A 24,916-nucleotide genomic window follows, 5' to 3' on the forward strand; every position below is an offset into this window, starting at 1 on the left:
TGGACAAAAAATTATGGTAAAAATTATTGGTCAAGGACAGGCTTTTGGCTCACCGGGTATCGAGCCTCGATGGACTCATGCCAATAAAGATGGAGTCGGAACAGCTTACTCTACCTCTAGTAACATTTGGTTTACTATTTGGAATGGTGTTGTCACTGAAATTTACCATCCCACAGTAGATAAACCCCAAGTTCGAGATTTACAGTATCTAATTTCTGATGGAAAAAGCTTTTTTCACGAAGAGAAACGCCATCTTGAATCAAAAGTTGAACCGATGTGGACTCATGGTTTAGGATATCGCATCACTAATTCCGATCCACAAGGGCGTTATTCTGTAATCAAAGAAGTAATTGCTGACCCTCATTTACCCTGTATTTTACAACATACAAAGTTAACAGGAGATAGCGATTTTATTTCCCAACTCCGACTATACGCTTTATGTGCGCCGCATCTGGAAGTTGGAGGTAGAGGTAATAATGGTTACGCTGTACAAGTTGCTGGACATCGAATTCTCACAGCCGAGAAAGGAGGAACATGGTTAGCGCTGGGTGCAACAATTCCCTTTACCCGTCTTTCTTGTGGCTACGTCGGTGAAAGTGACGGCTGGACAGATTTAGCTGATAATTTTCAGATGGATTGGGAGTTTGATAGTGCTGTAGATGGCAACCTTGCTTTAACTGGAGAACTAAATTTAGATAGCACTAAAGAGTTTACTTTAGGACTGGCATTTGGGACAAATCTGCACAACGCAATTTCCACACTATTTCAGTCACTCAATATTCCTTTTGAAAAGCAGAAACAGCTATATAACGAACAGTGGAAGCGATCGCGTGAGCGCATCAAACCATTAGAAAATAGTTCTTATGATGATGGCAAGTTGTATCACAACAGCATTAGTCTGTTGTTGGCACATGAAGACAAGACTTATCCCGGTGCATTAATTGCATCTCTGGCTATCCCTTGGGGTGAAGCCAAAGACGACCAAGATCAAGGAGGATATCACCTTGTCTGGACGCGGGATATGGTTAGTAGTGTATCAGGTTTAGTGGCTGCTGGGGAAACTGATACAGCAGTGCGATCGCTAATTTATCTCGCCACGAGTCAGCAGGAAGATGGCGGTTTTCCCCAAAATTTCTGGGTTGATGGTAAACCTTATTGGACAGGTATCCAGCTTGATGAGGTGGCATTTCCTATTCTGTTAGCATGGCTATTGCACCAACAGAAAACTTGTTTAAACTTTGATATTTATCCGATGATTTTACGGGCGGCGGGTTATTTAATTCGTCACGGCCCAGCTACCCAACAAGAGCGCTGGGAAGAAAATAGTGGTTATTCACCATCAACATTAGCATCTAATATTGCCGCCTTAATTTGTGCTGCTCAATTTGTTCGTGAACGTGGCGATGAAGCAACAGCAAACTTTATCGAAGAATACGCTGATTTTTTAGAATCTCACATCGAAGCTTGGACAGTTACTACTGAAGGAACTTTAGTTTCTGGCATCAAACGCCATTACATTCGGATTACTCCTACAGATATTAATAATCCTCAACCCAACGAAAATCCTAACCAAGGAACTCTGGTTATCAGCAGTCAACCACCTGGTGAACCGTCAGAATTTCCCGCGAAGGAAATTGTTGATGGTGGGTTTTTGCAATTAGTACGCTATGGAATTCGCAAGCCTGATGACCCGATTATTGTTGATTCTGTCAAAGTAATTGATGCAGTTTTAAAAGTAGATACATCTGCTGGGCCTTGTTGGCATCGTTACAACCACGACGGCTACGGACAACAAGAAGACAGCAGTCCTTATACCAGTTTTGGTAAGGGACGCGCTTGGCCTCTCTTAACAGGAGAACGGGGACATTATGAATTAGCTGTTGGCGGCGATGTCAAAACATATATCAAGGCGATGGAAGGATTTGCATCAGATACTTGTTTACTACCCGAACAGGTTTGGGATGAAGCAGATATACCTGAAAACCATCTGTATTTAGGAAAACCAACAGGTTCTGCAATGCCTTTGATGTGGGCGCATTCGGAGTATATCAAACTGTTGCGGTCAAATCATGATGGTCAGGTATTTGATTTGATTCCAGAGGTATCCAATCGATATCTAGGTGAGAGAAAGCAGTGTAAATCTTTGGAAATTTGGAAGTTCAACCGTCAAATAGACAAAGTTAAAAAAGGTTATACATTGCGAATTCACGCTTTAGCATCTTTTCATTTGCATTGGTCAGATGATAATTGGCAAACCGTAAAAGATACACCTGCTAATTCTACAAAATTAGGAGTTAATTTTGTAGATATTTCTATTTCTGATCATCAGCAACAGCCAATCAACTTTACCTTTTTCTGGATTGAAAGCAGCAAATGGGAAGGGTGCGATTATACAGTTGCAATTTCGTAATTTTTAATTTCTAATTCGCCTTTCAATACATTTCGGAGCAAAAAGAGCCATTATTATGCAGAATAACTCATCACCCAAACCAACAATTGAATACTGGCACGTCTGGACTGACAACGACGGTATAAGTCACCAATCCCGTTGTCAAATTGAAGACTTCATGGAAAAAGGCATAGCCCCAGATACCTCACCACAGTGGCTTTCTAATTTGAAGCAGTCCGGTGCTACAATCACCTTTACTGTGCTACCTGTGGGATGGGTTGGTAACTGGCATGAGAACCCGAAACCCCAGTGGATCATCCCTTTGTCGGGACGTTGGTTTGTGGAAACTATGGACGGACAGCGAGTCGAGATGGGTGTTGGCGAAATTTCCTTTGGAGAAGATCAGGGTACGAAAGCAGACGCGCAAGGTCATAAAGGTCACTTATCTGGAACAGTAGGCGATGCGCCAGCTGTTCTAATAATGGTGCAATTTGAAGAGACTCCGACTATAGATCAATCTTGTCGATTTAGGTAAGTGAGTTAGTAGCGATCGCTTCCAGATGTGCGTTAGTGTAACCCTTTGGTGAAGTAAACTATGCGTAGCGTGTAGCGCTAAACATCAGCCTGTTAAAAGCTAGTACAGCAGGGCGTAAATAAACCACCCATTCCAAATCAACCAAACACTTACGCCATAATCGAGGCATCACACTCTACTTCACCAAGAAGGTTAAGTTCCCCATCTGTACCAACAACTGTTACCTTGAGATCATCCTCTACAAGCCGCATGCCAATTTCAACATCGGTAATGGCAGACTTCCCAGCCACCAGAGGGGCAACAGCAGGAGGTACGCCAACGCCACCTTCACCGTTGGTTAAGAGTGTTCTGATCATTGATGAATTTATTGTTAAGCTGAAAATATTTTAATTTGCATCCTCTAAAAAATAAATCTCTTGTGGGGTGGGCATCTTGCCCGCCCTAGCTGTGCAAATTAAATGCACGACAGCTTAATACATTGAAGAAGAGGCAGGGGAGCAGGGAGCAAGGGGGATAGTTCAGATGGGGATTCAACCCCACCTGAACGAGAACCACTGGTGTAGAAGTGGGAGACTCAGACCCGAATGGCACTAAGAAAAGCCCAAAAGCTTGTCTCGGCTCTGGCCAAGGGCTGTATTTTAACTTACTCTACAGTCCCGGATATCCTCCACTACATGAGCAACCAATTGGCAGATCACAGTACAAACGGAGATTATGCGATCCCGACACCACCCGTTATGCCATAAACCTCTCCTGTGATATAGCTTCCCTCTTGTGAAGCAAGTAGCACGTATATAGGAGCGATCTCTACAGGCTGTCCGGGTCGTCCTAACGGAACCGTAGAGCCAAATTTCTCAATCTTTTCCTGAGTCTGACCGCCACTGGGTTGTAGCGGCGTCCAGAACGGACCGGGCGCTACAGCGTTAACGCGCACACCCTTCTCAATCATTTCTTTGGAGAGTGCTTTGGTGAAAGCAACAATGCCTGCTTTGGTGAGCGCATAGTCAATGATGCTCTGTGAAGGTTCATAAGCCTGAATAGAAGCTGTATTAATGATAGCAGCGCCCGGTTTTAGATGCGCCACTGCCGACTGCGTAATCCAAAATAGCGCGTATAGGTTGGTCTTGAGTACTTTATCGAACTCCTCAGAGCTGATATCGCCAAGAGAGGGATGAGTACTCTGTGAGCCGGCGTTGTTGACAAGAATATCTAAACCGCCTAGCGCTTCTACCGCATCAGCCACAAGTTTTCGGGAAAAACTCTCATCCGTAATGTCACCAGTCAGAGCGATGCCCTTGCGTCCTGCTTGTTCGATCAGTTCTATCACCTCTCGTGCGTCCCGCTCCTCACTGGGGAGATAGGAGATTGCCACATCCGCCCCTTCACGCGCAAAGGCGATCGCTACGGCACGCCCGATACCGGAATCTCCTCCGGTGATCAATGCCTTTCGGTTTACAAGCTTTCCAGATCCTGTATAGCTCTGTTCGCCGTGATCCGGCTGAGGGTTCATCTCTTGGCCAAGTCCCGGTGCAGGCTGCGGCTGACGGGGGAAGGGCGGACCTGGATATTGCCGACGTGGATCTTGCATCTTCAATCGATCGTTGATCATCTGTTACTACCCGATTGTGATGTATTCAATTGTAAAATCGCTTTTTTATCGCATCTACCCACTTAGTGCAACATTATTGTTGTAATAAGTAACAGCTTTAAGACTCTAGCGCCTCTTTTCGACTCTACCTTTCGGCAGACCCCCAACAAAGTGAACTCATGGATAGCAAGACATTTCGGAGATTATTGGCAGCAGTTACACAATATTTCCCTTGCTTATGGTTGTCAGTAGCAGCAAGAAACCAGATACAGGTATAAAGCCCCAATCATCCCGAAATTTCTTCTCTTAGTTAAAAATCACAAAACCAAGACATAGATGCAAATGTTCGTGTTAAGGCTGCTGTGGCACTCATCATACGCTATACCTAAAGATACACGCTTTTTAGCAGTAGTTTATGTGAATCTCAATTGGGTAGGACTTACGCATTCTCTACGAATTCTTGGCGTTCTTGGCGTCTTGGCGGTATGCCTGCGGCACGCTACGCGAACGAGAAATTAAGCTTTTTGGCAATTTTTGCGTAAGTCCTATTGGGGAAAGTAGTGATCTTGGAATCAGGGATTATGCCGCAATACTTTGGACAACTGCACACAACCGAAGCGCCTTGGTCAATCCTGGGAGCAGTACAAACAATACAACAGAATCAGCGCCATATCCTCTTCCAGTGCGGCGATCCTAGTCTCACAATTAGTGTGCTAGCACCAAACTTAATTCGGGTGCGGATGACCCCAACTGGTGAATTTCTATCCCGGCGATCGTGGGCGGTGGCACTTGCGGATGAAGAATGGCCGACTGTGCCGTTTGAAGTGCAGGAAAAAGCAGAGGCTATAGAAATTAAAACTGAGCAATTATCTATTGTCGTGTCCCGCTCACCGTGTCGTATCCAGTGCTTCGACTCAGCAGGAAAGCCCTTTGCTCAGGATACAGACTTGGGGATGGGGTGGCGGACTGGTGCGATTGCTGGATGGAAACGGATTGAATCTGACGAACATTTCTATGGCTTTGGTGAACCGACTGGTTTACTCGATCAGCGATCTCAAGTAAGAACAAGCTGGACATCTGATGCCATCGATTACGGGATCATGACAGACAGTATGTATCAGGCGATTCCCTTTTTTATCGGGTTGCGTCCGGGATTGGGGTACGGGCTTTTTTTCAACACTACTTTTTGGAGCCGATTTGATCTGGGCGCACAGCAACCCGGAGTCTGGCAGATGGAAACTCAGGGGAGTGAACTGGATTACTACATTATTTATGGGCCTGAACCTGCAAAAATTATGCAGACTTACACCCAACTAACCGGTAGAATGCCCTTGCCACCTCGCTGGTCATTAGGTTATCACCAATGTCGCTGGAGTTACGAGTCACAAGATATAGTAAGCAAACTAGCTGATGAATTTCGTCAGCGTCGAATTCCCTGTGATGTTATCCATTTAGATATTGACTATATGAATGGCTACCGGGTTTTTACCTGGAGTCCCAAGCGATTTCCTCACCCTCAAGAATTAATCCAAAATCTCAAGCAAGATGGCTTTAAAGTAGTGACGATTGTTGATCCGGGGGTCAAATACGAGCCAGAAGCAGATTACAAAGTCTTTGACGAGGGATTAAACAACAACTATTTTATCCGAAAAACTAATGGTCAGTTATTTCACGGCTATGTTTGGCCGGATAAAGCTGTCTTTCCTGATTTCCTGCGTCCTGAAGTTAGAGATTGGTGGGGAAATTGTCAAAACAGTCTAACTGATATTGGTGTTGCCGGCATCTGGAACGACATGAATGAACCCGCACTTGATGACCGTCCATTCGGCGATCCTGGTAACAAAATTTCCTTTCCTCTTGATGCACCCCAGGGGCCAACTAATGAGATAACTACCCATACAGAAACTCATAACTTGTATGGGCTAATGATGGCACAGGCATCTTATCAAGCAGCTAAAATATCTCGTCCGACTGAACGCTCTTTTATCTTGACACGCGCTGGATATGCTGGCATTCAACGTTGGTCGGCGGTATGGACGGGAGACAATCAATCTCTGTGGGAACACTTAGAAATGTCTCTGCCAATGCTTTGTAACCTGGGTCTATCGGGCGTTGCCTTTGTCGGTAGTGATATTGGGGGGTTTGCAGGAAACGCCACTGGGGAACTATTTGCTCGGTGGATGCAATTAGGAATGCTTTACCCTCTGATGCGGGGACACTCAGCATTAACTACTGCACAGCATGAGCCTTGGGTATTTGGCGATCGCGTCGAAAAAATCTGCCGCCAGTATATTGAACTCCGTTATCAACTACTACCTTACATTTACACTCTTTTTTGGTCAGCTGCAACTACTGGCGCACCAATTCTTCGCCCACTTCTGTATCATTTCCCCAATGACCCAAAAACCTTTTCTCTTGCCGATCAAGTAATGCTTGGCCCCTCCTTACTAGCAGCGCCAATTACCCGCCCAGGCGTTGAACACCGTGCTGTGTACTTACCTGAAGGTTGTTGGTACGACTGGTGGAGTGGGGAGACAATTAAGGGACCAACTCACATTCTGGCATCCGCACCATTGGAGATCATGCCGTTATATGTTCGTGCTGGCTCGATTATTCCGATCGCACCAGTAATGCAATATGTCGATGAACATCCCATAGACCAAATGAGACTACGGATTTGGAAGGGCGTTGGTGAATTTACCCTTTATGAAGATGATGGTCATACTTTTGAGTACAAAACAGGAGCCTTTTGCACCACAACTTGCCATGTTTATTCCGAACAGCAAAGAACCATTGTTACAATAGCAGCCAGAGAAGGTGAGTTTTCACCTATAAGGCGTGAAATCATTGTGGAACTAGTCGGCGTTGGGGAACAGAGCTTTGTAGATGATGGTACTGCACATCAATTGGAGTTTTCTACTTAGCTAGAAAAGATCCATTTCGGGGAGATCCCAGAAACCTGAGTTCGACGGAAGAAAAACTCTGAAAATTGTACTACACCCAATTGAGGTATTTCAGCCATGTTTAGCAGCTCAGGACTTCAAACGGTAGCCCTGACTCAGAAGCTGATATATTTGATTTATTTAGGCAAGAGCGACTAGAAAAATCCCATTTACAAGAAACAGACGGGAGTCTGAAAGCCCCGGAGGAACAATTGCGTAGCAATGTATTCCGTTCAATAGATAAGGGGATGAAAGACGACGGGCGTGGCTTTTAAGCCACCGTGAATATTGTGTAAACTTTTTGAACTAACCTAAGTTCTTATACCAAACATGGTAGTATAAGGTGGGAGGTAGAAAGATGCTTGTTTTTGAGTTCAAAGCTTATGGGAAGTCAGCGCAATTAGTTGCAATAGATGATGCAATTCGGACTGCAAAGTTTATTCGTAATAGCTGTATTCGTTTATGGATGGACGTTAAAGGTACAGGTAAAAACGACTTGCAGAAATATTGCGCTGTGCTTGCGGCTAATTTCCCTTTTGCCAATGAACTTAATTCAATGGCTCGTCAAGCTTCTGCTGAACGGGCATGGTCTTCTATTTCTCGGTTTTATGACAACTGCAAGACTAGTACTGAGCGAAGTCGAAGTAAGGGTGTCCCAGGTTTAAAGGGATATCCTCAATTTCAAAAAGACTGTCGTTCTGTTGAGTACAAATCGACTGGGTGGAAGCTTGCAGATAATCGTAAATCCATAACTTTCAGTGATAAAAAGGGGATTGGGAGACTAAAGCTCAAAGGTACTCGTGATTTGCACTTCTACCAAATAAACCAGATTAAACGGGTAAGACTGGTAAAACGTGCAGATGGTGTGTATGTGCAATTTTGCATTGACGTAGATCGTTCTGAGAATATAGAACCGACTGGTAACACAATAGGTTTAGATGTTGGCTTGAAAGAATACTACACCGACTCTGATGGAACAATGGTTGAAAACCCAAAGTTTCTTCGTATTGGTGAAAAAGTTCTCAAGCGTTCACAACGTAGGGTTTCTAGAAGGGTAAAAGGCTCAAATAATAGAGGCAAGGCTAGCTGCATTTTAAGTAAGCGCCACCTCAAAATAAGTAGGCAACGTAAAGACCACGCTGTGAAGTTAGCGCGGTGCGTAGTTCAGTCTAACGACTTGATAGCCTACGAAGATTTGAGGATTAAAAATATGGTGAAAAATCATTGTTTAGCTAAGTCTATTAATGATGCTTCTTGGTATCAGTTTCGTGTATGGCTTGAGTACTTTGGGAAAGTATTTAAGCGTGTCACGGTTGCGGTTAATCCGCAATACACGAGTCAAGAATGCTCTAGCTGCGGTGAAGTTGTTAAGAAAACTCTATCCACTAGAACGCACGTATGTTCGTGCGGATGTGTCATGGATAGGGACGAAAATGCAGCTAGAAACATCCTTAGTCGGGGATTGGGTACGGTAGGGCATACCGGAACCTTTGCGCTAGACGTAAGCAACGCTTGGGGAGATACGACCGCTACTCATGCTGGAGTAATCCTGCATGAGCAAGTCATGTCTTTGATTCAAGAATCCCCGTCTCTTTAGAGCGGGGAGTGTCAAGCCAACTGGATATTTTAATAGAATAATCTCATCAAAAGATTCGCAGAAATATAAATGGACTGGATTACACTACTGCGATCGCTACAGTCTGATTTTATTAAAAGGTTAACATCTGGTTGTCTGCTTCATTGTGAAACAGAAGGTCAATATAGTGAATTAACTATCATCTCTGGAGAAAGGTTAAAGGCACTACGGGAATTTTGCTGGTTGATGGCTGAGAAATATAAGCGTGTTTCGCCAGTCCGTGACGTTTTTATTAGCTATCTTAAAGGGAAGTTGGGTGAGGAAGTTGTCAAAGAACGTTTAGCTGATTTGATTACGGAAGTCGATTATGAAAAGCGATTCGGCGGCGATGGTAATATAGATTTTACCTTGACTTCTGACCCATCTATTGGTATTGAGGTTAAATCTCGCCACGGTCGAATTGACAGAGTTAGATGGTCAGTTAGTTCTGAAGAAGTTGAAAAAAATGCAGTTGTAGTTTGCATTTTGATTCAAGAAGATGTGAGTGAAGCACAATCGGAGTATCACCTTTTTTTGGCTGGCTTTCTGCCAACCCGGATGATTAAGTTGAAGACTGGTAAAATTTCCTTTGGTATAGAACAACTGCTATATGGTGGTGGTTTATGGTGCTATCTAGAACAGTTACAATCTTCTCTAAATAATTCTTCTCGGCAACAACCAGCAATTTACAAATATCTCCCGAAGCAAGAAATTTCATCTAAGCCAACTATTAATCAGGTGAGCAAATCTTTTTTTAAACCTGAATATAGCGTTGAAGATGTAAAAATGGGTGATGAATATTTCGAGAAAGGAGAATATACGAATGCAATTGCCAACTATAATCAAGCTTTAGAAGTTAATCATGGTGATGTTAATTTATATTATAAGCGAGGTTTAGCTCACTATCAATTAGGAGATTATGAGGCGGCGATCGCAGATTATTCTCAGGCAATGCAAATGAATATTCATGATGCTAAATTTTATAATAAACGAGGTTTAGCTTTATATCAACTGGGGCGATTAGAAGAAGCAATTAATGATTATACCCAAGCGATTAGAATTAATCCTCATGTTGCGGTAGCTTATAAAAACCGTGCCGAAGCTCGTTATCATGTCGGAGATAACCAAGGAGCAATTGAGGATTATACCCAGGCGATTAAAATTAATCCCCATTATGCCGATGCTTATAAAAATCGTGGGATTGCTCGTTATTTATTAGGCTCTCAACCGGGATTTCCCCAAGCAATTAAGATTAATCCTCAAGATGCTATAGCTTATAAAAAACGTGGTAATGCGCGTTCAGATTTAGGAGATTTTGAAGGAGCAATTGAAGATTATACTCAAGCAATCCAGATTAATCCTAGTTATGGCGATGCTTATTATAACCGTGGTAATGCGCGTTCAGATTTAGGAGATTTTCAGGGAGCAATTGAAGATTATACTCAGGCAATCCAGATTAATCATAGTTATGCCGATGCTTATTATAATCGGGGTAATATTCGTTTAGAAATGGCAGATAAACAGGGAGCAATTGAAGATTTTCAAAAAGCGGCAGACATCTATCGTCAAGAAGGTAAACTAGAAGCACTCAAAGATACACGAGAAAGAATATTAGATTTAGAAATAGAAGAATCATTAGATATTTTAAACTTCTAGACAATCGCCTAGTTTATCTGTAGGTATATAGCAGTCCTAAATCAAACACGCAGAATTTGAGATAGTCATAACCCCCTTACCAAGGTGTCGCATCAGTGAGAGGTTAAGGTAATTGCACTTTTGTCATTTATGTTAACCTCTCATCAATGACTGCCATTGTCCAACAGCCTTTAATCATGCGTAGTTATGTAGGCAAAAACTTTCTCTTAAATTATTACGGATACGCTTATAGAGACGTTGCAATGCAACGTCTCTACACACCTCACCAATGACCTTAAGTAAACAGAGTTTCTAAGAGTTATTGCCTAAGTGATAGCAAAGTTTAAGGGAATTTAGAGTGATTTCATTCAACGACTGTTACTGAAGCCCCTTCATTTGATGGAGGTATACCGGGTAACTCAAGACAGTATCCGGCACCATACACTGTCTTGATATAGCGGGGGTGGCGGGGATCTGGTTCTAGCTTGGTTCTCAAGTGGCGAATATGGACTCGAATCGTTTCTATGTCATCATCAGGATCGTAGCCCCAAACTTCTCTGAGGATTTCGCTGGGAGAAACTGTTTGACCGTGGCGTTGCAGCAAGCAGTGAAGTAGCTCAAATTCCAAGTGAGTCAATTTCACTGTGTCATTAAACCATATTGCCTCAAATCTTTCAGGAACGAGGGTGAGTGAGCCATAGTTCAAAATCTCACTATGCTTTGCTGCTTGGGGAATGCGGTCAGTCCGCCGCAAAAGTGCCCGCACCCGCGCCAGCAGTTCTTCAACTTCAAAAGGTTTGGTGAGGTAGTCATCTGCGCCAGCATTGAAGCCTTCCACCTTGTTCTGAGTTTGGCTCAAAGCCGTCAACATTAACACGGGAATCTCAGAGGTGCGATCGTCGCGCCGCAGGCGTTGGCAAACGGTAAACCCATCTACCCTGGGCAACATTAAATCGAGCATGATCAAGTCTGGTTGTAGCTGGAGAGCCAGCGCTTGACCTTTGATGCCGTCTTCAGCTTGACTAACATCGTAGCCAGCCATTTCCAAGTTGACGGCAACTAGTTCTGAAATCGCTGGGTCATCGTCTATGACAAGAATCCTCGGCATTCTTAAAAAATTATTACTACTTATTAAGGATAATTAACAACCTTTGATAGATACAAAGATTTTGAATCGATGATGAAAAAGTTTTTAAATCTTACATAAATATTAAGATTAAATGACTGTGAAATCAAGACTCAACTAAATGAAATCTTATAGTCTATGATGTGTTATACTCCCCCCTACAATCCGTCTTGGTTTTTACAAAACGGTGTAATGATGACTGTATACACCGCTTTGTGGGGAAAAGATTACTGTGAAAGTACTAATCTCTTACAAGAACCTTCTTATCACGAGAAAATCTTTATTGGTTGCCAAGGTGTGCCAATTTTTGGCTTGGTTGCCATTCCTGAAAATGCTCATAGCACGATTATCGGTACTTATGGAATTACTGGAGAGTTAGAGACGGAATGGTTTTTGAGAGTGCTAGCACGTAAGGCTTACGCTCAAGGATACGCGATGGTGTTATTTGATTGGCGTGCCCACGGCAAAACGGCCGAATTGTCGCCGACTCTGACTTCTGATGGTTTGTATGAAGGAGAAGATTTTGTTCGCATTGCGGCGGGGGCGAAAGAAATGGGATGTCCGGGTAAATTTTGGTTTACAGGGTATTCTTTAGGAGGGCAATTGGCGCTATGGGGGGTGAAGGTCGCTCTTGAAGTGATTAGGGAGTATGAAGATTTAGGATTAGAAGATAGCGATATTGGCGGTGGGATGGTGATTTGTCCGAGTTTGGATTCGGAGCGATCGCTATCTTATCTAGTTACAAAGCCCTTCGGTAGATATTTGGAAGCGGGAATTGCCCAAAATTTAAAAAAACTGGCATGGAAGATACATGATGCCCATCCTGGAAGCATTGACCCCGCAGCGATTGAACGGGCAAATAGTATCTGGGGTTTTGATCATGAATTAGTAATTAGCCGACTAGGTTTTTCTTCAGTGGAAGCGTATTACCAAGCTAGTAGTGCTTTACAAATATTGCCGCAAATCTCGAAACCGACTTTGATTTTATATGCTGCTGACGATCCACTTTTTGACCCAGCTATCATACCGGAATTGCAAGCTGCTTGCGATCGCAATCCCGTAATAGATTTGTTCCTCACCCAGTATGGCGGCCATGTTGGCTATTTGAGTAGTAAAGAGTGCCAGCGTCAAGTACAAGACTCTGATCCTTGGTGGGCATGGAATCGGGTTTTACAATGGTTGGAACTTCAGCGTAATTCAATTAATTGCAAAATGCTGTAAGAGCAAAATTGCTAGGAAACACCCTAAAAAGAAAAAACCCGCCGTAGCGGGTTACACAACAAAACTATGAACAATGAAAACTTGATTTAGCTGGAATACCTCGCCTCAGCTTCTAGTTGACGAATCAGATGTTCGTCGCCTTTTGCTCTGGCTATTTGCAAGCGATGCTCCAGGCTTTTTTGAATACTTGCTCTGTGAGCTGCTCGTGCTTTGCTCACACTTTCTAGTCTATTTTGATTCATACTGATTACTTGGTTTAATTTTTCGCTTTATGTCTTGTATTGTTAACATAACACATATTTTGTAGCTGTTGCTACAGAAAAATATTTTTATATATATTTTACAAAAAATATGTCTCAGAACCAGATCGGTCAACAACCACTCGTGACTTTACTGAGCGATTTCGGCGATCGCGATATTTATGTAGGCATAATGAAGGGAGTCATCGCTCAAATCAACCCTAGACTGACGGTAGTAGACTTAACGCACCAAATTTCGCCGCAAGACATCGCCGCAGCCAGGTTTAACCTGATGAATGCTTATGCCTATTTCCCAGTTGGGACAGTGCATATCGCAGTAGTTGATCCGGGTGTGGGAAGCAAGCGACGAGCGATCGCAATAGAATTTGCTCAAGGGTTTCTGGTCGGCCCAGATAATGGTATATTTAGCGGCGTACTTAGTCAAAGTCCAGCGAGCGCAGCCGTTGAACTCACAAATCTTAATTATTGGCGAACTCCTCAACCAAGCAAGACTTTTCACGGTAGAGATATCTTTGCACCAGTGGGAGCTAATCTTGCTAGTGGTGTCCCCCTCAAACAGCTAGGACAAGAAATTGATCCAGCAACTTTGGTAAAGCTGGATATAGACGAATGCAAGCAGACAAACACTGGTGTAGTGGGCTGCATTCAATATATTGACCGCTTTGGCAACCTAGTGAGCAACATTCCAGCGAGTTACGTGCAAGGTAAAACTTGGTGTGTGCAAGCAGCTGGCTTGAGTATACCAGGCTGTGAAACTTACAGTGATGTGAAGGTTGGAGAGATACTAGCTTTAGTTGGCAGTCACGGCTGGGTAGAAATTGCCATTAATAGCGGCAATGCTCACTCACAGTTGCAGTTAGGGCAAAAAACGCTTCAAGTTGTACTCACTTAGAGACTGACAAATTAAAAAACACTCAACTACTTATTGTGGGGTGGGCGTCTCGCCCGCCCTTGTATACGGGCGGGCAAGGATGCCCACCCCACAAGATGGATAATTTATTTCTTGGAAATCCCTTAAATACCGCACCTTGTCAGTGCCCCATCAAGAGAAACACCAAAGTTATATCCTCTTTCCACAGTTGGCAGATGTCCTGGGGGAAAGGTTTTAAAATTTGGTTCCTTGCCAAGTTTATACTCGTATCTTTTAGTTTGCTGATTATAGTTCCACTGAATCAGCCACTCACCTGTTAAGGTTTGCCATCCAACCGCGTCATACATCTTGCGATAGTCGTTTTTTTCTTCCCTCAAAATCTTTTCTTGAGCGCTAAAGCCCAACTTACCATCACTGGCTGCACTCCAAAGCCTGTCAATGGTTTTCAAATCAACACATGAAAGTGCATTCATTTCATCTTTCCCAATCGCACCCTCCGCTTGTGCCTTAGCCCCTGCAACATCTAGCATTCTCAGGTAAGTTTCTCGATCAGATGCTTGCCAATCTTTGCTTTGCAAATATTTCTGCAACTGGCTGTAATCGACATTGCGGGCTGTGGTAATTTCTATTTGCTTCAATGAGCTAGAATTAATAGTTGTGTTGACTAAATCAGTGTTTCCTGGGTTTTTGATCTCAGACTTAGACCGCGTTAACGAATACCCAATCCAGCCTAAAACAGCAAATATACCTATAAGACTTGCTGTGATTAGTAAAGTTAATGCCAGAACAGTCTGATTATTCTTTGCCATTTTTTTGACGCTTTGATTACCTTGAAAGCCCCAGGTCGAATTTAGTCTAACCGCTACCAAATGATAGATGTATATTTTAGCTTTTTTTGATAATTGTCAAGATTAATACATACACAAAACAATCGTCCTCAGCAAATTATGACTACACAAACACTCTCTGCACCAGAAGTTTATCAAGGTCAGTTTGGGGAATTTACAATTACTCAGAGCGATCGCACTGGTGTAATTATCTACCGTGCTGGATTAATGGTAGCAGCACTGAGCTTTGCTATAGGCAGTGCTTTGGTTTTATTCAACAATAACCCGACTCTTATAACTGCACTGACACCTCTATATGTTTGTTTTAGTCTCGCTCTCGGCGTGAGTTTATTTACCATTCATATTTACATGGCATCACTGCACCGAACCTTGCAAATTTTTTGGGCGATCGGTAGTATAGCATCAGTGATTCTGGCAATCTCTAGTAGTCAACCTTTGGCTCTTGCCGTTTACAATCAGCCGATTACCCTATTTGGAGTTGGTTTTATCTTTGTTGCTTTGACAGGTATTTATTTTAAAGAGGCTTTTTGCTTCAATCGCCTCGAAACCAAAATATTGACCCCAATAGTACCGCTACTGTTGTTAGGACATTTGGCGGGAATTTTACCAACTCAGGGAGAAAGCATTTTACTAGGAATTTGGGCGACGTTATTTTTGGTATTTGCCCTGCGAAAGACAGTGCAAGCAATTCCTGCTGATATTGGAGATAAGTCTGTATTTACCTACTTGAAAGAACAACATTTAGCTAAGGTTTAATGCAGATAAAAAATCGTCGGTGTCAAAAATTTCCCAAAGTCAAACTAATCAAACGCCAAGAAATGTGGACACTTACGACTCATGGGTGGACGATTGCGATCGCTTTGATTGCTTATTTCATATTTTTCACTATTACTCATGTACACTCATTTCTCGCCGTAACTTCCCCGATTAAATCAGCACAAGTATTAGTTGTTGAAGGATGGCTACCAGATTATGCTATAGAAAAAGCTTTGAATGAATTTAAAATCGGTTCTTATCGTCAAATAATTACTACCGGAGGTACATTAGGAAAAGGAAGTTATCTTATTGGATACAAGGACTTTGCAGAAGTGTCAGCCGCCACCTTCATAAAACTCGGTTTAGAAGCAGAAAAAGTAATAGCTGTGCCGACACCTTTTGTAGTTAAAGATCGTAGTTATGCATCTGCTGCCGAATTTTATCGCTGGCTATCCAATTCAAATTTACAGATAGAATCAATTAATCTTTTTTCCTTGGATGTTCATGCCCGTAGGAGTTGGTTTCTTTTTAGAAAAATACTTACCCCTCACATTAAAGTTGGTGTGATTGCTGCCACAACGCAAGATTACAATCCAAGCAAATGGTGGGGTTCTAGCGAAGGTGTGCGGACAATTCTTGATGAAGGCATCGCTTATATTTATGCACGGTTTTTGAATTGGAAAGCGTAACATTGATATTTTGGATTTTAGATTTTTCATTCAATCCAAAATCCAAAATGGTATTACTTACCCAGGATTTGTAATAATGCTTGTCGATAAATTTTGAGACCCTCTCCATTCAGATGGTCGCCATCACTGGTCAAATTTTCTTTAAGAACATTATTCTCATACAAGGGTGCTAATCCTGCTGCTGCAACGGGCACTTTTTCTGTTTCACCAACTTGATTAATTAGAACATTAATTTGTTCAACTCTAGGAAGCGGGGCTGATACAGTTGGATCTAAGCTAGCTGCAACTGTTGAATAAAAAGCTGGAATGAGAAAAATCTCTTTAGTTCCCATTGTCCGAACAAGTGCGAGGGACTCTTGCAGATTTTTGGTAAATAATTCATCACTAATTTTATACCAAGCATCATTTCCACCTACGGCAATAATCGCTTTTTCACATTTCACCTTGGTAGGAATTAAACTTTTCAGTTGTTCCACTAATGAGATTGTACTCAGACCATTTAACCCAAAATTAAAAGTACCATCCCCAAGAGTATTACCAAGTTCAGCCGAAACAGAATCGCCAAATAGACAACCTGAGAACTGTTTACCTTGGGTAGCGAGTATTTGATATTGCAGTGCAATTCGTCCTAAGGGTGAAGAACTTACATCGTCTTTCGGGGGTGCATCAGCAGAACCAGAAGATAAATTTGCCATGCTGACTAGCTTGGAAATTTTTGACACGTCAACGACTAGTTGATTACTGGGATAGGCTTCTAGAAAGCTGGTTATTCCTAGACCTTCTGGTGATTTTGCTCCCAAGATAATCGCAGCTCGTAGGGCTTGTATACTAGCTTGATCGCGACGGGCGATCGCGGAGCGTGTCGGAAAGACAGTCGCACCAGAAGCAAAAGATAAAATTTGCTTGCCCATTCCTGTGTTTATCAGCTTATCTAAAGCCACAATATCAAGAGACATTTTCACCTGAAGGGCATCTTGAAACTTCTGTTTCTGCTTGGTGTTGAGATAACCTAAAAAAGATTGCAGATCCGCAGAAACCTTTTGCGTCTCGCCATAGTTGCGTATATCTGCCACCGGGATCGATTGCTCAAACAATCCGTACCTGACAGTAACTTTTTCGGCTGCCAAACTAGGCAACAAACCAAAACAACTATGCAGCAGTAAAAATATTAAGCACCCAGATAGGCTTATTAGAAGACGATAGAAATATTTCATCAGAGAAGATAGTGAAATAGTCAATAGTTAATAGTCAATGGTTAAGGGTCAATAGTCAAGGGGGATTGGGGATTGGGCATTGGGCATTGGTTATTCCGGTTGTCCCCCTCATCTCCCTCTCCACATCAACACCCAACCCTAATTTGGGAATACTCAATGCAATAGGTGTGAGGATGGAACGGTGGTAGAAGAAGGCGCATATTGGCTAGCTTGGGCACAGATTTCGGGAATTGGGCCGGTATTACTGCGACGGCTGCAACAGCATTTTGGGACGCTGGCAACTGCTTGGAATGCTACTAAGGTACAGTTGGGAGAGGTGGAAGGTTTTGGTTATCAGACACTAGAAAAAGTAGTACAACAGCGATCGCGCCTACACCCAGAACAACTATTTACTAAGCACCAGCAAGAAAATTCCCATTTCTGGACACCAGCAGATGCAGATTATCCCCGCTTACTGCTAGAAACTCCCAGTCCACCGCCGATTTTGTACTATCGCGGTGAAGTCGAACTCCAAGAAAATCTCGGACAAAAACCGATGGTTGGAATTGTCGGAACCCGCCAACCCTCAGAATATGGTATCCGTTGGACTCGCCAAATTAGTACAGCTTTGGCTAAAAATGGCTTTACAGTTGTTTCTGGGATGGCAGAGGGAATTGACACAGAAAGCCACATCGCCGCCATGAAAGCAGGTGGACGCACGATCGCAGTTTTGGGAACTGGTGTAGATGTCATCTATCCCCATAAAAATCGAGATTTGTACAAGCAAATTTTGACGGCTGGCTTAGTCGTGAGTGAGTACCCCACAAAAACCCCACCCGATCGCACTCACTTTCCCCGTCGCAACCGGATTATTGCAGGTTTAAGCCGCGCTATCTTGGTAATGGAAGCGCCGTTAAAATCTGGTGCGTTAATTACTGCTACCTACGCAAATGAATTTGGTAGAGATGTCTATGCACTGCCTGGTAGAGTAGATGATTACCCATCCCAAGGGTGCTTAAAGTTACTGAGTCAGGGAGCTTCTTTCATGCTCCAAGAATTAGATGAACTGTTAACAATGCTAGGAGCAATACCACAAATTGATGGAATTGAGACTTCTACAGCGCCAGAGCAGTTAAGTTTACCAACTTTATCACCAGAATTGCAAACGGTAATGAATGCGTTTACAAGTGAAGCTTTACCCTTCGATTTTATTGTCCAACAAACCGGCATGGCTGCTGGCTCAGTTTCCGGCGCTTTATTACAGTTGGAACTTATGGGTTTTGTTTCGCAATTACCAGGAATGCGGTATCAAAAAAGTTAAGAGTTAAAAGACAACAACTTTAGTTTAGGGACTTCTAACAATTGAAGAAGAATTCAGAAGTCAGAATTCAGGAGCGGAGCCGGAGACGCTCCGCCGAGGCGTCAGAATCAAGACGCTCGTTGCGCTAAAGCGTCTCCCCTTCTCCCAAAGGGAGAGGCTAGCGGCAAGGGAGAAGACTCGCTTGCCGCCGGCGCTATCCGCTTTTTCGGTCAGAAAACATTGCTGAATTCTGACGACTGGCGCCTTTATTCTGTTCGATAAATTACCCAATTTATTCAGATGATATTTTTCTTTTCATCCTACTCCTCTGCCTACACAACGATTGATTATTTTTTTATTAGAGGATGTTTGAAAAGTCCTGTTGTTGGTAGCAAAAAGTTTTAGATCCCCCTAAATCCCCCTTTTTAAGGGGGACTTTGACTCCGGTTCCCCCCTTTTTAAGCTACGGTGTACACACAAGTCATAGAATTGCCTAAATGCATAATTTCGCGCGCTGTACACACCCAGCCCGCCAACGGTTGTAAACCGTTGTCTAATAGCCAAAGTCATCTAAAAGATGACTAATATTGTCGGCGTGGGAGTCCATTAAAATGGACTTGTGCTGTTAGCCAGCGATTTAAATCGCTGGCGGGATATGGGTTTAACCAACTTGTGTGTACACCGTAGCCTTTACAAGGGGAGGGAACTAGATTTATTTCTTTCTTGTTTCCCCCCAATACATCGGGGGGATTAAGGGGGGTAATCAAACTTGTCTGTCTTTAGAGGAGAGGTGTTAGAGGTTGTTTGAAAAGTCGTAAAGTATACCAGAAACCCCTCTCCAAACCTCTCCCCGAAAGGTCGAGAGGCTTTGAAACTCCCATTCCCTTGTAGAGAAGGGGGGTTAGGGGGGTTAGGGGGGTTAGGTTTCTGAGGCTTTGATGTTACCAAAAATACTTTTCAAACATCCTTTTAGGGACTTTTGCAAGAAGTCTAATAACCAATAACTAATCAATTCATAAGTTCATTACAACAATTGTTGCAATGATTTAAACGTTTCTTATATATGAAAGAGTATTTGTTGCAAAGTATTAAGAATTTGTTGCAACTTATTATACCTTTGCAACAAATACTTAAGCGTTTCTTATACATGAAAGAGCATTTGTTGCAAAGTATTAAGAATTTGTTGCAACTTATTATACCTTTGCAACAAATACTTAAGCGTTTCTTATATATGGAAGAATATTTGTTGCAAACGTTTGAATTTGAGCAATGACTATTTGGTTGATAGTTTGCCGACCTACTTATCTTGGGGGATAATATTGTGGATTAACAACTGGAGATTGATAACCGTTTGGCGGCACAGTACTTCCCATACCGTTGGGTACAGGATTCACAACAGGGGGCTGATAACCATTTGCGGGTACTGTCCCTGTGGTACTGTTGGGTAAAACCGGACTCACAACAGGGGGCTGATAACCATTTACGGGTACCGTCCCTGTGGTACTGTTGGGTGTGACAGCATTCTGGCTAAACTCTTGGTAGGCAGCACGAGAAATTGAGCTAATCAATTTTTCGGCACGAGGATCGTTTTCGGGGCGTTGTACCATGACAGAGGCGATGTAGCGCTTGCCAGTAGGAACAACAATTAAACCTGCATCTGCCAACATTGTGCCAATATCGCCCGTTTTGTGATATATTCTTGCGCCTGTTCCCAAACCTGATGGTAGCAGAGTGTCTCTCTGGGTGCGACGTAAGATATCGAGCATGAGATCGCGTGATGGCATACTCACTAAATTTCCCTGACTCACAATCGCCATCAAATTCCCTAGTTCCTTGGGGCTAGTGGTGTTTGTCCCTTGCAAATCCGGGAGTTGATTACGAATTACTGTGGTTGTCAATCCCCAACTACGGAAACGCTGGTTTAAAGCGTCTATGCCTCCCAATCGGGCTATCAGCATATTTGTTGCCGTATTGTCACTGATTGTAATCATTCTCGTGACGACATCGAGAGCAGCGTACTGGGTTCCCTCTGGTTTATATTGCAGAGTTCCCGATCCGCCAGCTATCATATCCTGCTGCATGGTCAGCATTTCATCCAGCCGAATTTTACCCGCGTCGACATCTTGGAAAAAGGCAATCAGAATGGGCACTTTAATGGTGCTAGCTGCCGGAAAACTGGTTGAGCCATTGACATCTACATAATTACCAGTATCTAAATCTACTAAGAAAACTCCGGGTGTGAGATTTGGGTTAGTGACCGCCAAATTTTGCACGGCACTTTTCAATGGGGTAATTTCCTGTGATAGGTATAAGCTAGAAGCTGCGGCTGGGGGAGTTTGGCCGGGTTGCGGCTGCGATCGCACCACATTACTATTAGATGGCGGCGCAGTTGTGGTGATGCGATTCGCCGGGTCTAATACTGACAACGCCGTGCCGACAATTGCACCCATCCCAACACCTACAATCAATAACCGCAAAACATACAATATGGTTTTCGCCATTGGCTTTAACCGCGTTTTTCGCGATGAGCGTCTGCCTGTTTTTGGCTTTTCCATCCGCACTGTTTTGACCATCACAGCACCCGATCGCAAGGGAGGAATTTTCCCCTTTACACTAGGAGGTATTGGTTTTACTGCTGCTGGCATGAGTAACCCTGATTTTACCCTACGTGTAGCACCAGGGATTGGGGGAGGACTGATTTGATTTTTTGGGCGTGTTAGTGCCCCTTTTTGTCCATTGGCAGCTTGCTGCTGGCTGTTAGTTTTAACTTTCTTCTGTGCCACTTTTTGAACTTTTTGTGGCTGTTGGCGGCGATTTAAGGGTTGACGCCGCGAGAAAGCTGTTAGTTCGTCACTTGACTCTGACACCATTACTCCTTGTGACCCACTTGACTGTTTTCTTGCAGACTCCTGACCCAAAACTTAAATCTTTAAGCAATATTAATACTTAAATTCTACTTTGCCACTAAGTAGCATTTTTGCGTTTAGTTTCAGCGATATTAAATATTTTGGGGGGATGATTGCGTATATAGTAAACGAATAATTACAAGTTTTCACCATCACTCTGGTTTTTCATCGCCCATTCTACCTGCTGCAAAATTCCTCGCAGCATGGCTACTTCCCCAGTTTTGAGGTGAGCGCGATTATACATCTGGCGAAATTTTCCCATGCGACTAGCTGCCGTATGGGGATATACATAACCAATTTTCAGTAATAGTGATTCTAATTGTTGGTAATATCCTTCCACAACATCTAAGGGTGCGAGTTCAGTTTGGGGTGAGGTTTGAGTATCAGGTTGCTGGGCACATTGTGACAATTCATAACAACAGATTGCCACGGCGGTAGCCAAATTTAGGATTAGATAATCTGGACTTGTGGGAATGCCAACAAACCTCTGTGCATAATTTAATTCTTCATTGGTTAATCCCCGGTCTTCTCGACCAAAAATCAGTGCTGAGGGTTTTTCTGGTTCCTCCAGTAACCAGGGTAGTGCAGTGCGGGGGTTTTCTAGGGGTGTTTCCAAACTGCGAGCGCGACCTGTGGTAGCGATCGCCCTGACACATCCATGCAATGCTTCTGGTAAGGTCGCCACTAATACCGCAGATTCTAAAATTTCTTTAGCATGAACAGCCATCATCAAAGCTTCCGACGATAGCGGATCGCATTGGGGATTTACTAATACTAAATGATCTAGCCCAAAATTTTTCATGACTCTGGCGATCGCGCCGAGATTTATCGGCCCGGCTGGTTCTACCAACACAATTCTTAATCCAGCCAAGCTCATTTTTTGCCTCCTGCGATCGCACCTGATGATATTTGTAGGCTAATTCTCAGCATTTAATGTTCTGCTGAAAAGTTTCCTTCACATCATTGTAACGAGAGGAAGTAAATACCTACGGCAAGTCTAAACTAGTTACTGGGCGTATTCTGCGGCGTTCAGCTAGTCGTTTGTCGCTATCATAGCGATCGCATTGCCGGGATGTTAAGCTGAAAAACATTTAATTTGCATAACCGAATTAAACATAAGTCCTGTGGGGTGGGCATCCTGCCCGCCCTGAATCTGGGACGGGTGGGGACACCCATCCCACAAGAAAATTTCAGATATTTTTTCTTTTATCCATTTTTTATATAGTTGGTCGAGAACCACCAAAAACAGCAAAGCTCAAATTTTTGTACCAACAATCGACATTTTGAAACCCAGCCGCTTCTAGCCAGCTAAGTTGAATATCAAGGGTTGCCATGCGATCGTATTCCATCCGTTTTTGTGCAGCTTTGAAATCTTCCTCTGAGATATTCTTAGCGCGGACAGAATTTAACCAGTGTTGGCGATAAAGTTCTTCTAAATCAGGAGTTTTGCCAAGAACTTGATCGGCGTTGATAAATATCCCTCCAGGATTGAGAACATCATAAATCTTTTGATAAAGACGTTCTTTGTCCAAATCTGAGAGATGATGAATTGATAAGGCTGAGATGATCAGGTTATAGGAATCACCTAAGTCAGTTTCAAGGTAGTCACCAATTAATATTTTGGGAGATTTACCCATTTTGCTAAATCTAGACTTAGCTTTCTCTAACATCTCAGGGGCTAAGTCTAGCAAGGTAAACTCGGCATTAGGGAAGACGGACTGAACCATACCTGAGTAAAGTCCAGTACCAGCACCTAAATCTAAAATTTTCAGAGGTGCAGTGCGATCGCCTGGGATAATTTCAACGGCAGTTTTGTAAAAGTCATCAAAACAGGGAATAAAAATCCGACGTAAGTTATCGTAATCGACTGCGGCAGAATTAAAAGCTTCTTGAATATTCATTTTTTTATTTTTAATAAAGGTAAAACTTTCTGTTTTAACAACTCAATTAAAGCTGGTTGCATATACTCATATTCATCTGGGATATCTAAACAGATAATTTTTTTATCTTTGAGAAAAGGCTGGAAGTTTTTCGATAGTTTGTTTTTATGGGATTTTTCCATTACAAAGATCATATCAGCCCATGCGATCGCCTCCGTTGATAATGGCACTTCGGCAGAGCGATCTAAACCTGCTGAGTCTGTTTCAAATTCTTCATATTCAGAAAACACAGCCTCGGCGGTGGGACTTCGCAGTTTATTCTTACTACAGATAAATAAGAGCTTTTTCATTTCACCAAATGACTGTTTGTAGGTTTTCAACCTGATGAAAGTGAGCATCGCGTGTAACTAACGTCAGATTATATTACAGTGTAACTGCTGCAATCCAGATATCATTTTCAGGTAACGCCCGCCCTTTGAGACGTAAATTATTCTTGACATTACCATAATGACGAGCAGTTTCTACATCACATCCAAGTACAGTACTGTTGGCTATAAATTCCTCGATACGTTCTAAATTCTCTTTTGATCGTCGTGATTTTCTTGCACCATAATACAACTCGCCCACTGCAATACTTGGGATGAATACCTGCTCTGTTTGTGATAAATGGTTTTTGACTGCTGGTTCATCGGCAAAGAGAGCAATAATAATGTTAGTGTCCAGCAAGTATTTACCATTCATTGGTGTCAATCTGCTCACAGTCCTGTTGAATTGCTTCGCGGATTAACTGTATGTCATCTGTTGGTATTGAACCTGCAAAACGTAGTAAGTAAGTCGGTGAGAATAAATCAAACTATATTAAGTAATGTAAAAAACATTGAAATTAGTTCGTAGTAAGGGCTTCAGCCCTTGTTTGAGGACTAAATTCCTCACTACAAACCTTGAATTATTCACGCCGCTCTACTTAGTTGCTGACCTGGAACACCTTGAATTGTTGAACCTGCCAAGGTGTGTGCAAACTCAAGCACTTGCAACTGCAAGTCTTGAGGCATAACTTTCAGTTGCTCAATCACCTGAGCAAGAATAGATGTATCCATTTTTTCTCCTTTCCAGTTTCCTAAACTTATTCTAGTTGGACTAGGGTTAGGAGTTCAGATAAATT

The 24,916-nt window shown here is 42.9% G+C and carries 22 protein-coding genes; 10 read left to right on the forward strand and 12 right to left on the reverse strand.

Going from position 1 to position 24,916, the window contains the following annotated elements; all coding sequences use genetic code 11:
• Window positions 1-13: 13 nt before the first annotated feature.
• Both V7K50_RS02765 and V7K50_RS02770 read left to right on the forward strand, forming a co-directional pair.
• Window positions 14-2,410, forward strand: coding sequence for a glycoside hydrolase family 15 protein (locus tag V7K50_RS02765; protein WP_334957005.1), 2,397 nt, complete (start codon window positions 14-16; stop codon window positions 2,408-2,410).
• Between the two features lie 55 nt (window positions 2,411-2,465).
• Window positions 2,466-2,924 (forward strand): cupin domain-containing protein, encoded by a 459-nt coding sequence (locus V7K50_RS02770; protein ID WP_334957007.1) that lies wholly within the window; start codon window positions 2,466-2,468, stop codon window positions 2,922-2,924.
• 149 nt (window positions 2,925-3,073) lie between these two features.
• Here the strand turns inward: V7K50_RS02770 and V7K50_RS02775 are convergent, their stop codons facing one another.
• Both V7K50_RS02775 and V7K50_RS02780 read right to left on the reverse strand, forming a co-directional pair.
• Entirely contained in the window at window positions 3,074-3,280 is a 207-nt protein-coding gene (locus V7K50_RS02775; protein WP_334957009.1) for a hypothetical protein, read from the reverse strand.
• Window positions 3,281-3,636: 356 nt separating this feature from the next.
• Window positions 3,637-4,533, reverse strand: coding sequence for an SDR family oxidoreductase (locus tag V7K50_RS02780; protein WP_334957011.1), 897 nt, complete (start codon window positions 4,531-4,533; stop codon window positions 3,637-3,639).
• Window positions 4,534-5,093: 560 nt separating this feature from the next.
• On the opposite strand from V7K50_RS02780, the gene V7K50_RS02785 reads away from it, so the two are divergent.
• From V7K50_RS02785 to V7K50_RS02795, 3 genes are all read left to right on the forward strand, one after another.
• Window positions 5,094-7,436 carry a glycoside hydrolase family 31 protein gene (locus V7K50_RS02785; protein WP_334957013.1) on the forward strand — a complete coding sequence of 781 codons (2,343 nt, stop codon included), beginning with the start codon at window positions 5,094-5,096 and terminating at the stop codon, window positions 7,434-7,436.
• Between the two features lie 376 nt (window positions 7,437-7,812).
• Window positions 7,813-9,051, forward strand: coding sequence for an RNA-guided endonuclease InsQ/TnpB family protein (locus tag V7K50_RS02790; protein WP_334957015.1), 1,239 nt, complete (start codon window positions 7,813-7,815; stop codon window positions 9,049-9,051).
• Window positions 9,052-9,120: 69 nt separating this feature from the next.
• Complete coding sequence (locus V7K50_RS02795; protein WP_334957017.1) at window positions 9,121-10,725, forward strand: tetratricopeptide repeat protein; 1,605 nt, start codon at window positions 9,121-9,123, stop codon at window positions 10,723-10,725.
• A 343-nt stretch (window positions 10,726-11,068) separates the two neighbouring features.
• On the opposite strand, the gene V7K50_RS02800 is transcribed toward V7K50_RS02795, so the two are convergent.
• On the reverse strand, window positions 11,069-11,812 hold the full coding sequence (locus V7K50_RS02800) for a response regulator transcription factor (RefSeq protein ID WP_334798913.1): 744 nt from the start codon (window positions 11,810-11,812) through the stop codon (window positions 11,069-11,071).
• Between the two features lie 156 nt (window positions 11,813-11,968).
• On the opposite strand from V7K50_RS02800, the gene V7K50_RS02805 reads away from it, so the two are divergent.
• Window positions 11,969-13,051, forward strand: a complete 1,083-nt coding sequence (locus tag V7K50_RS02805) for a YheT family hydrolase (protein ID WP_334957019.1) — start codon at window positions 11,969-11,971, stop codon at window positions 13,049-13,051.
• 86 nt (window positions 13,052-13,137) lie between these two features.
• Here V7K50_RS02805 and pirA read toward each other — a convergent pair whose 3' ends face one another.
• Complete coding sequence (gene pirA, locus V7K50_RS02810) at window positions 13,138-13,293, reverse strand: arginine synthesis PII-interacting regulator PirA (RefSeq protein ID WP_334957021.1); 156 nt, start codon at window positions 13,291-13,293, stop codon at window positions 13,138-13,140.
• Between the two features lie 109 nt (window positions 13,294-13,402).
• Between pirA and V7K50_RS02815 the strand changes: the two genes are divergently transcribed.
• Complete coding sequence (locus V7K50_RS02815; protein WP_334957023.1) at window positions 13,403-14,203, forward strand: SAM hydrolase/SAM-dependent halogenase family protein; 801 nt, start codon at window positions 13,403-13,405, stop codon at window positions 14,201-14,203.
• A gap of 122 nt (window positions 14,204-14,325) precedes the next feature.
• Here the strand turns inward: V7K50_RS02815 and V7K50_RS02820 are convergent, their stop codons facing one another.
• Window positions 14,326-14,991 carry a GUN4 domain-containing protein gene (locus tag V7K50_RS02820; protein WP_334957025.1) on the reverse strand — a complete coding sequence of 222 codons (666 nt, stop codon included), beginning with the start codon at window positions 14,989-14,991 and terminating at the stop codon, window positions 14,326-14,328.
• Window positions 14,992-15,129: 138 nt separating this feature from the next.
• On the opposite strand from V7K50_RS02820, the gene V7K50_RS02825 reads away from it, so the two are divergent.
• Both V7K50_RS02825 and V7K50_RS02830 read left to right on the forward strand, forming a co-directional pair.
• Entirely contained in the window at window positions 15,130-15,786 is a 657-nt protein-coding gene (locus V7K50_RS02825; RefSeq protein WP_334957026.1) for a DUF2301 domain-containing membrane protein, read from the forward strand.
• The gene (locus V7K50_RS02830) at window positions 15,786-16,475 is read left to right on the forward strand and encodes a YdcF family protein (RefSeq protein ID WP_334957027.1); all 690 of its coding nucleotides are present in this window, start codon (window positions 15,786-15,788) and stop codon (window positions 16,473-16,475) included. Before V7K50_RS02825 ends, V7K50_RS02830 begins: the two co-directional genes overlap by 1 nt.
• 53 nt (window positions 16,476-16,528) lie before the next feature.
• Here V7K50_RS02830 and V7K50_RS02835 read toward each other — a convergent pair whose 3' ends face one another.
• The gene (locus tag V7K50_RS02835; protein WP_334957281.1) at window positions 16,529-17,689 is read right to left on the reverse strand and encodes an alpha/beta hydrolase; all 1,161 of its coding nucleotides are present in this window, start codon (window positions 17,687-17,689) and stop codon (window positions 16,529-16,531) included.
• Window positions 17,690-17,870: 181 nt separating this feature from the next.
• Between V7K50_RS02835 and dprA the strand changes: the two genes are divergently transcribed.
• Window positions 17,871-18,989 (forward strand): DNA-processing protein DprA, encoded by a 1,119-nt coding sequence (gene dprA, locus V7K50_RS02840; RefSeq protein ID WP_334957029.1) that lies wholly within the window; start codon window positions 17,871-17,873, stop codon window positions 18,987-18,989.
• A gap of 1,280 nt (window positions 18,990-20,269) precedes the next feature.
• Here dprA and V7K50_RS02845 read toward each other — a convergent pair.
• From V7K50_RS02845 to V7K50_RS02870, 6 genes are all read right to left on the reverse strand, one after another.
• Window positions 20,270-21,838, reverse strand: coding sequence for a serine hydrolase (locus tag V7K50_RS02845; protein WP_334957031.1), 1,569 nt, complete (start codon window positions 21,836-21,838; stop codon window positions 20,270-20,272).
• A 172-nt stretch (window positions 21,839-22,010) separates the two neighbouring features.
• Entirely contained in the window at window positions 22,011-22,751 is a 741-nt protein-coding gene (locus tag V7K50_RS02850; protein ID WP_334957033.1) for an RNA methyltransferase, read from the reverse strand.
• Between the two features lie 340 nt (window positions 22,752-23,091).
• Entirely contained in the window at window positions 23,092-23,775 is a 684-nt protein-coding gene (locus V7K50_RS02855) for a class I SAM-dependent methyltransferase (protein WP_334957035.1), read from the reverse strand.
• Window positions 23,772-24,104, reverse strand: coding sequence for a low molecular weight protein tyrosine phosphatase family protein (locus V7K50_RS02860; RefSeq protein ID WP_334957037.1), 333 nt, complete (start codon window positions 24,102-24,104; stop codon window positions 23,772-23,774). The genes V7K50_RS02855 and V7K50_RS02860 overlap by 4 nt, the downstream gene beginning before the upstream one ends.
• 73 nt (window positions 24,105-24,177) lie before the next feature.
• Window positions 24,178-24,513, reverse strand: a complete 336-nt coding sequence (locus V7K50_RS02865) for a type II toxin-antitoxin system VapC family toxin (protein ID WP_334957039.1) — start codon at window positions 24,511-24,513, stop codon at window positions 24,178-24,180.
• 191 nt (window positions 24,514-24,704) lie between these two features.
• Entirely contained in the window at window positions 24,705-24,851 is a 147-nt protein-coding gene (locus V7K50_RS02870; RefSeq protein WP_334957041.1) for a hypothetical protein, read from the reverse strand.
• Window positions 24,852-24,916: the final 65 nt, after the last annotated feature.

The sequence above is a fragment of the Nostoc sp. genome (genome assembly GCF_036917135.1).
Taxonomy (GTDB): Bacteria; Cyanobacteriota; Cyanobacteriia; order Cyanobacteriales; family Nostocaceae; genus Nostoc.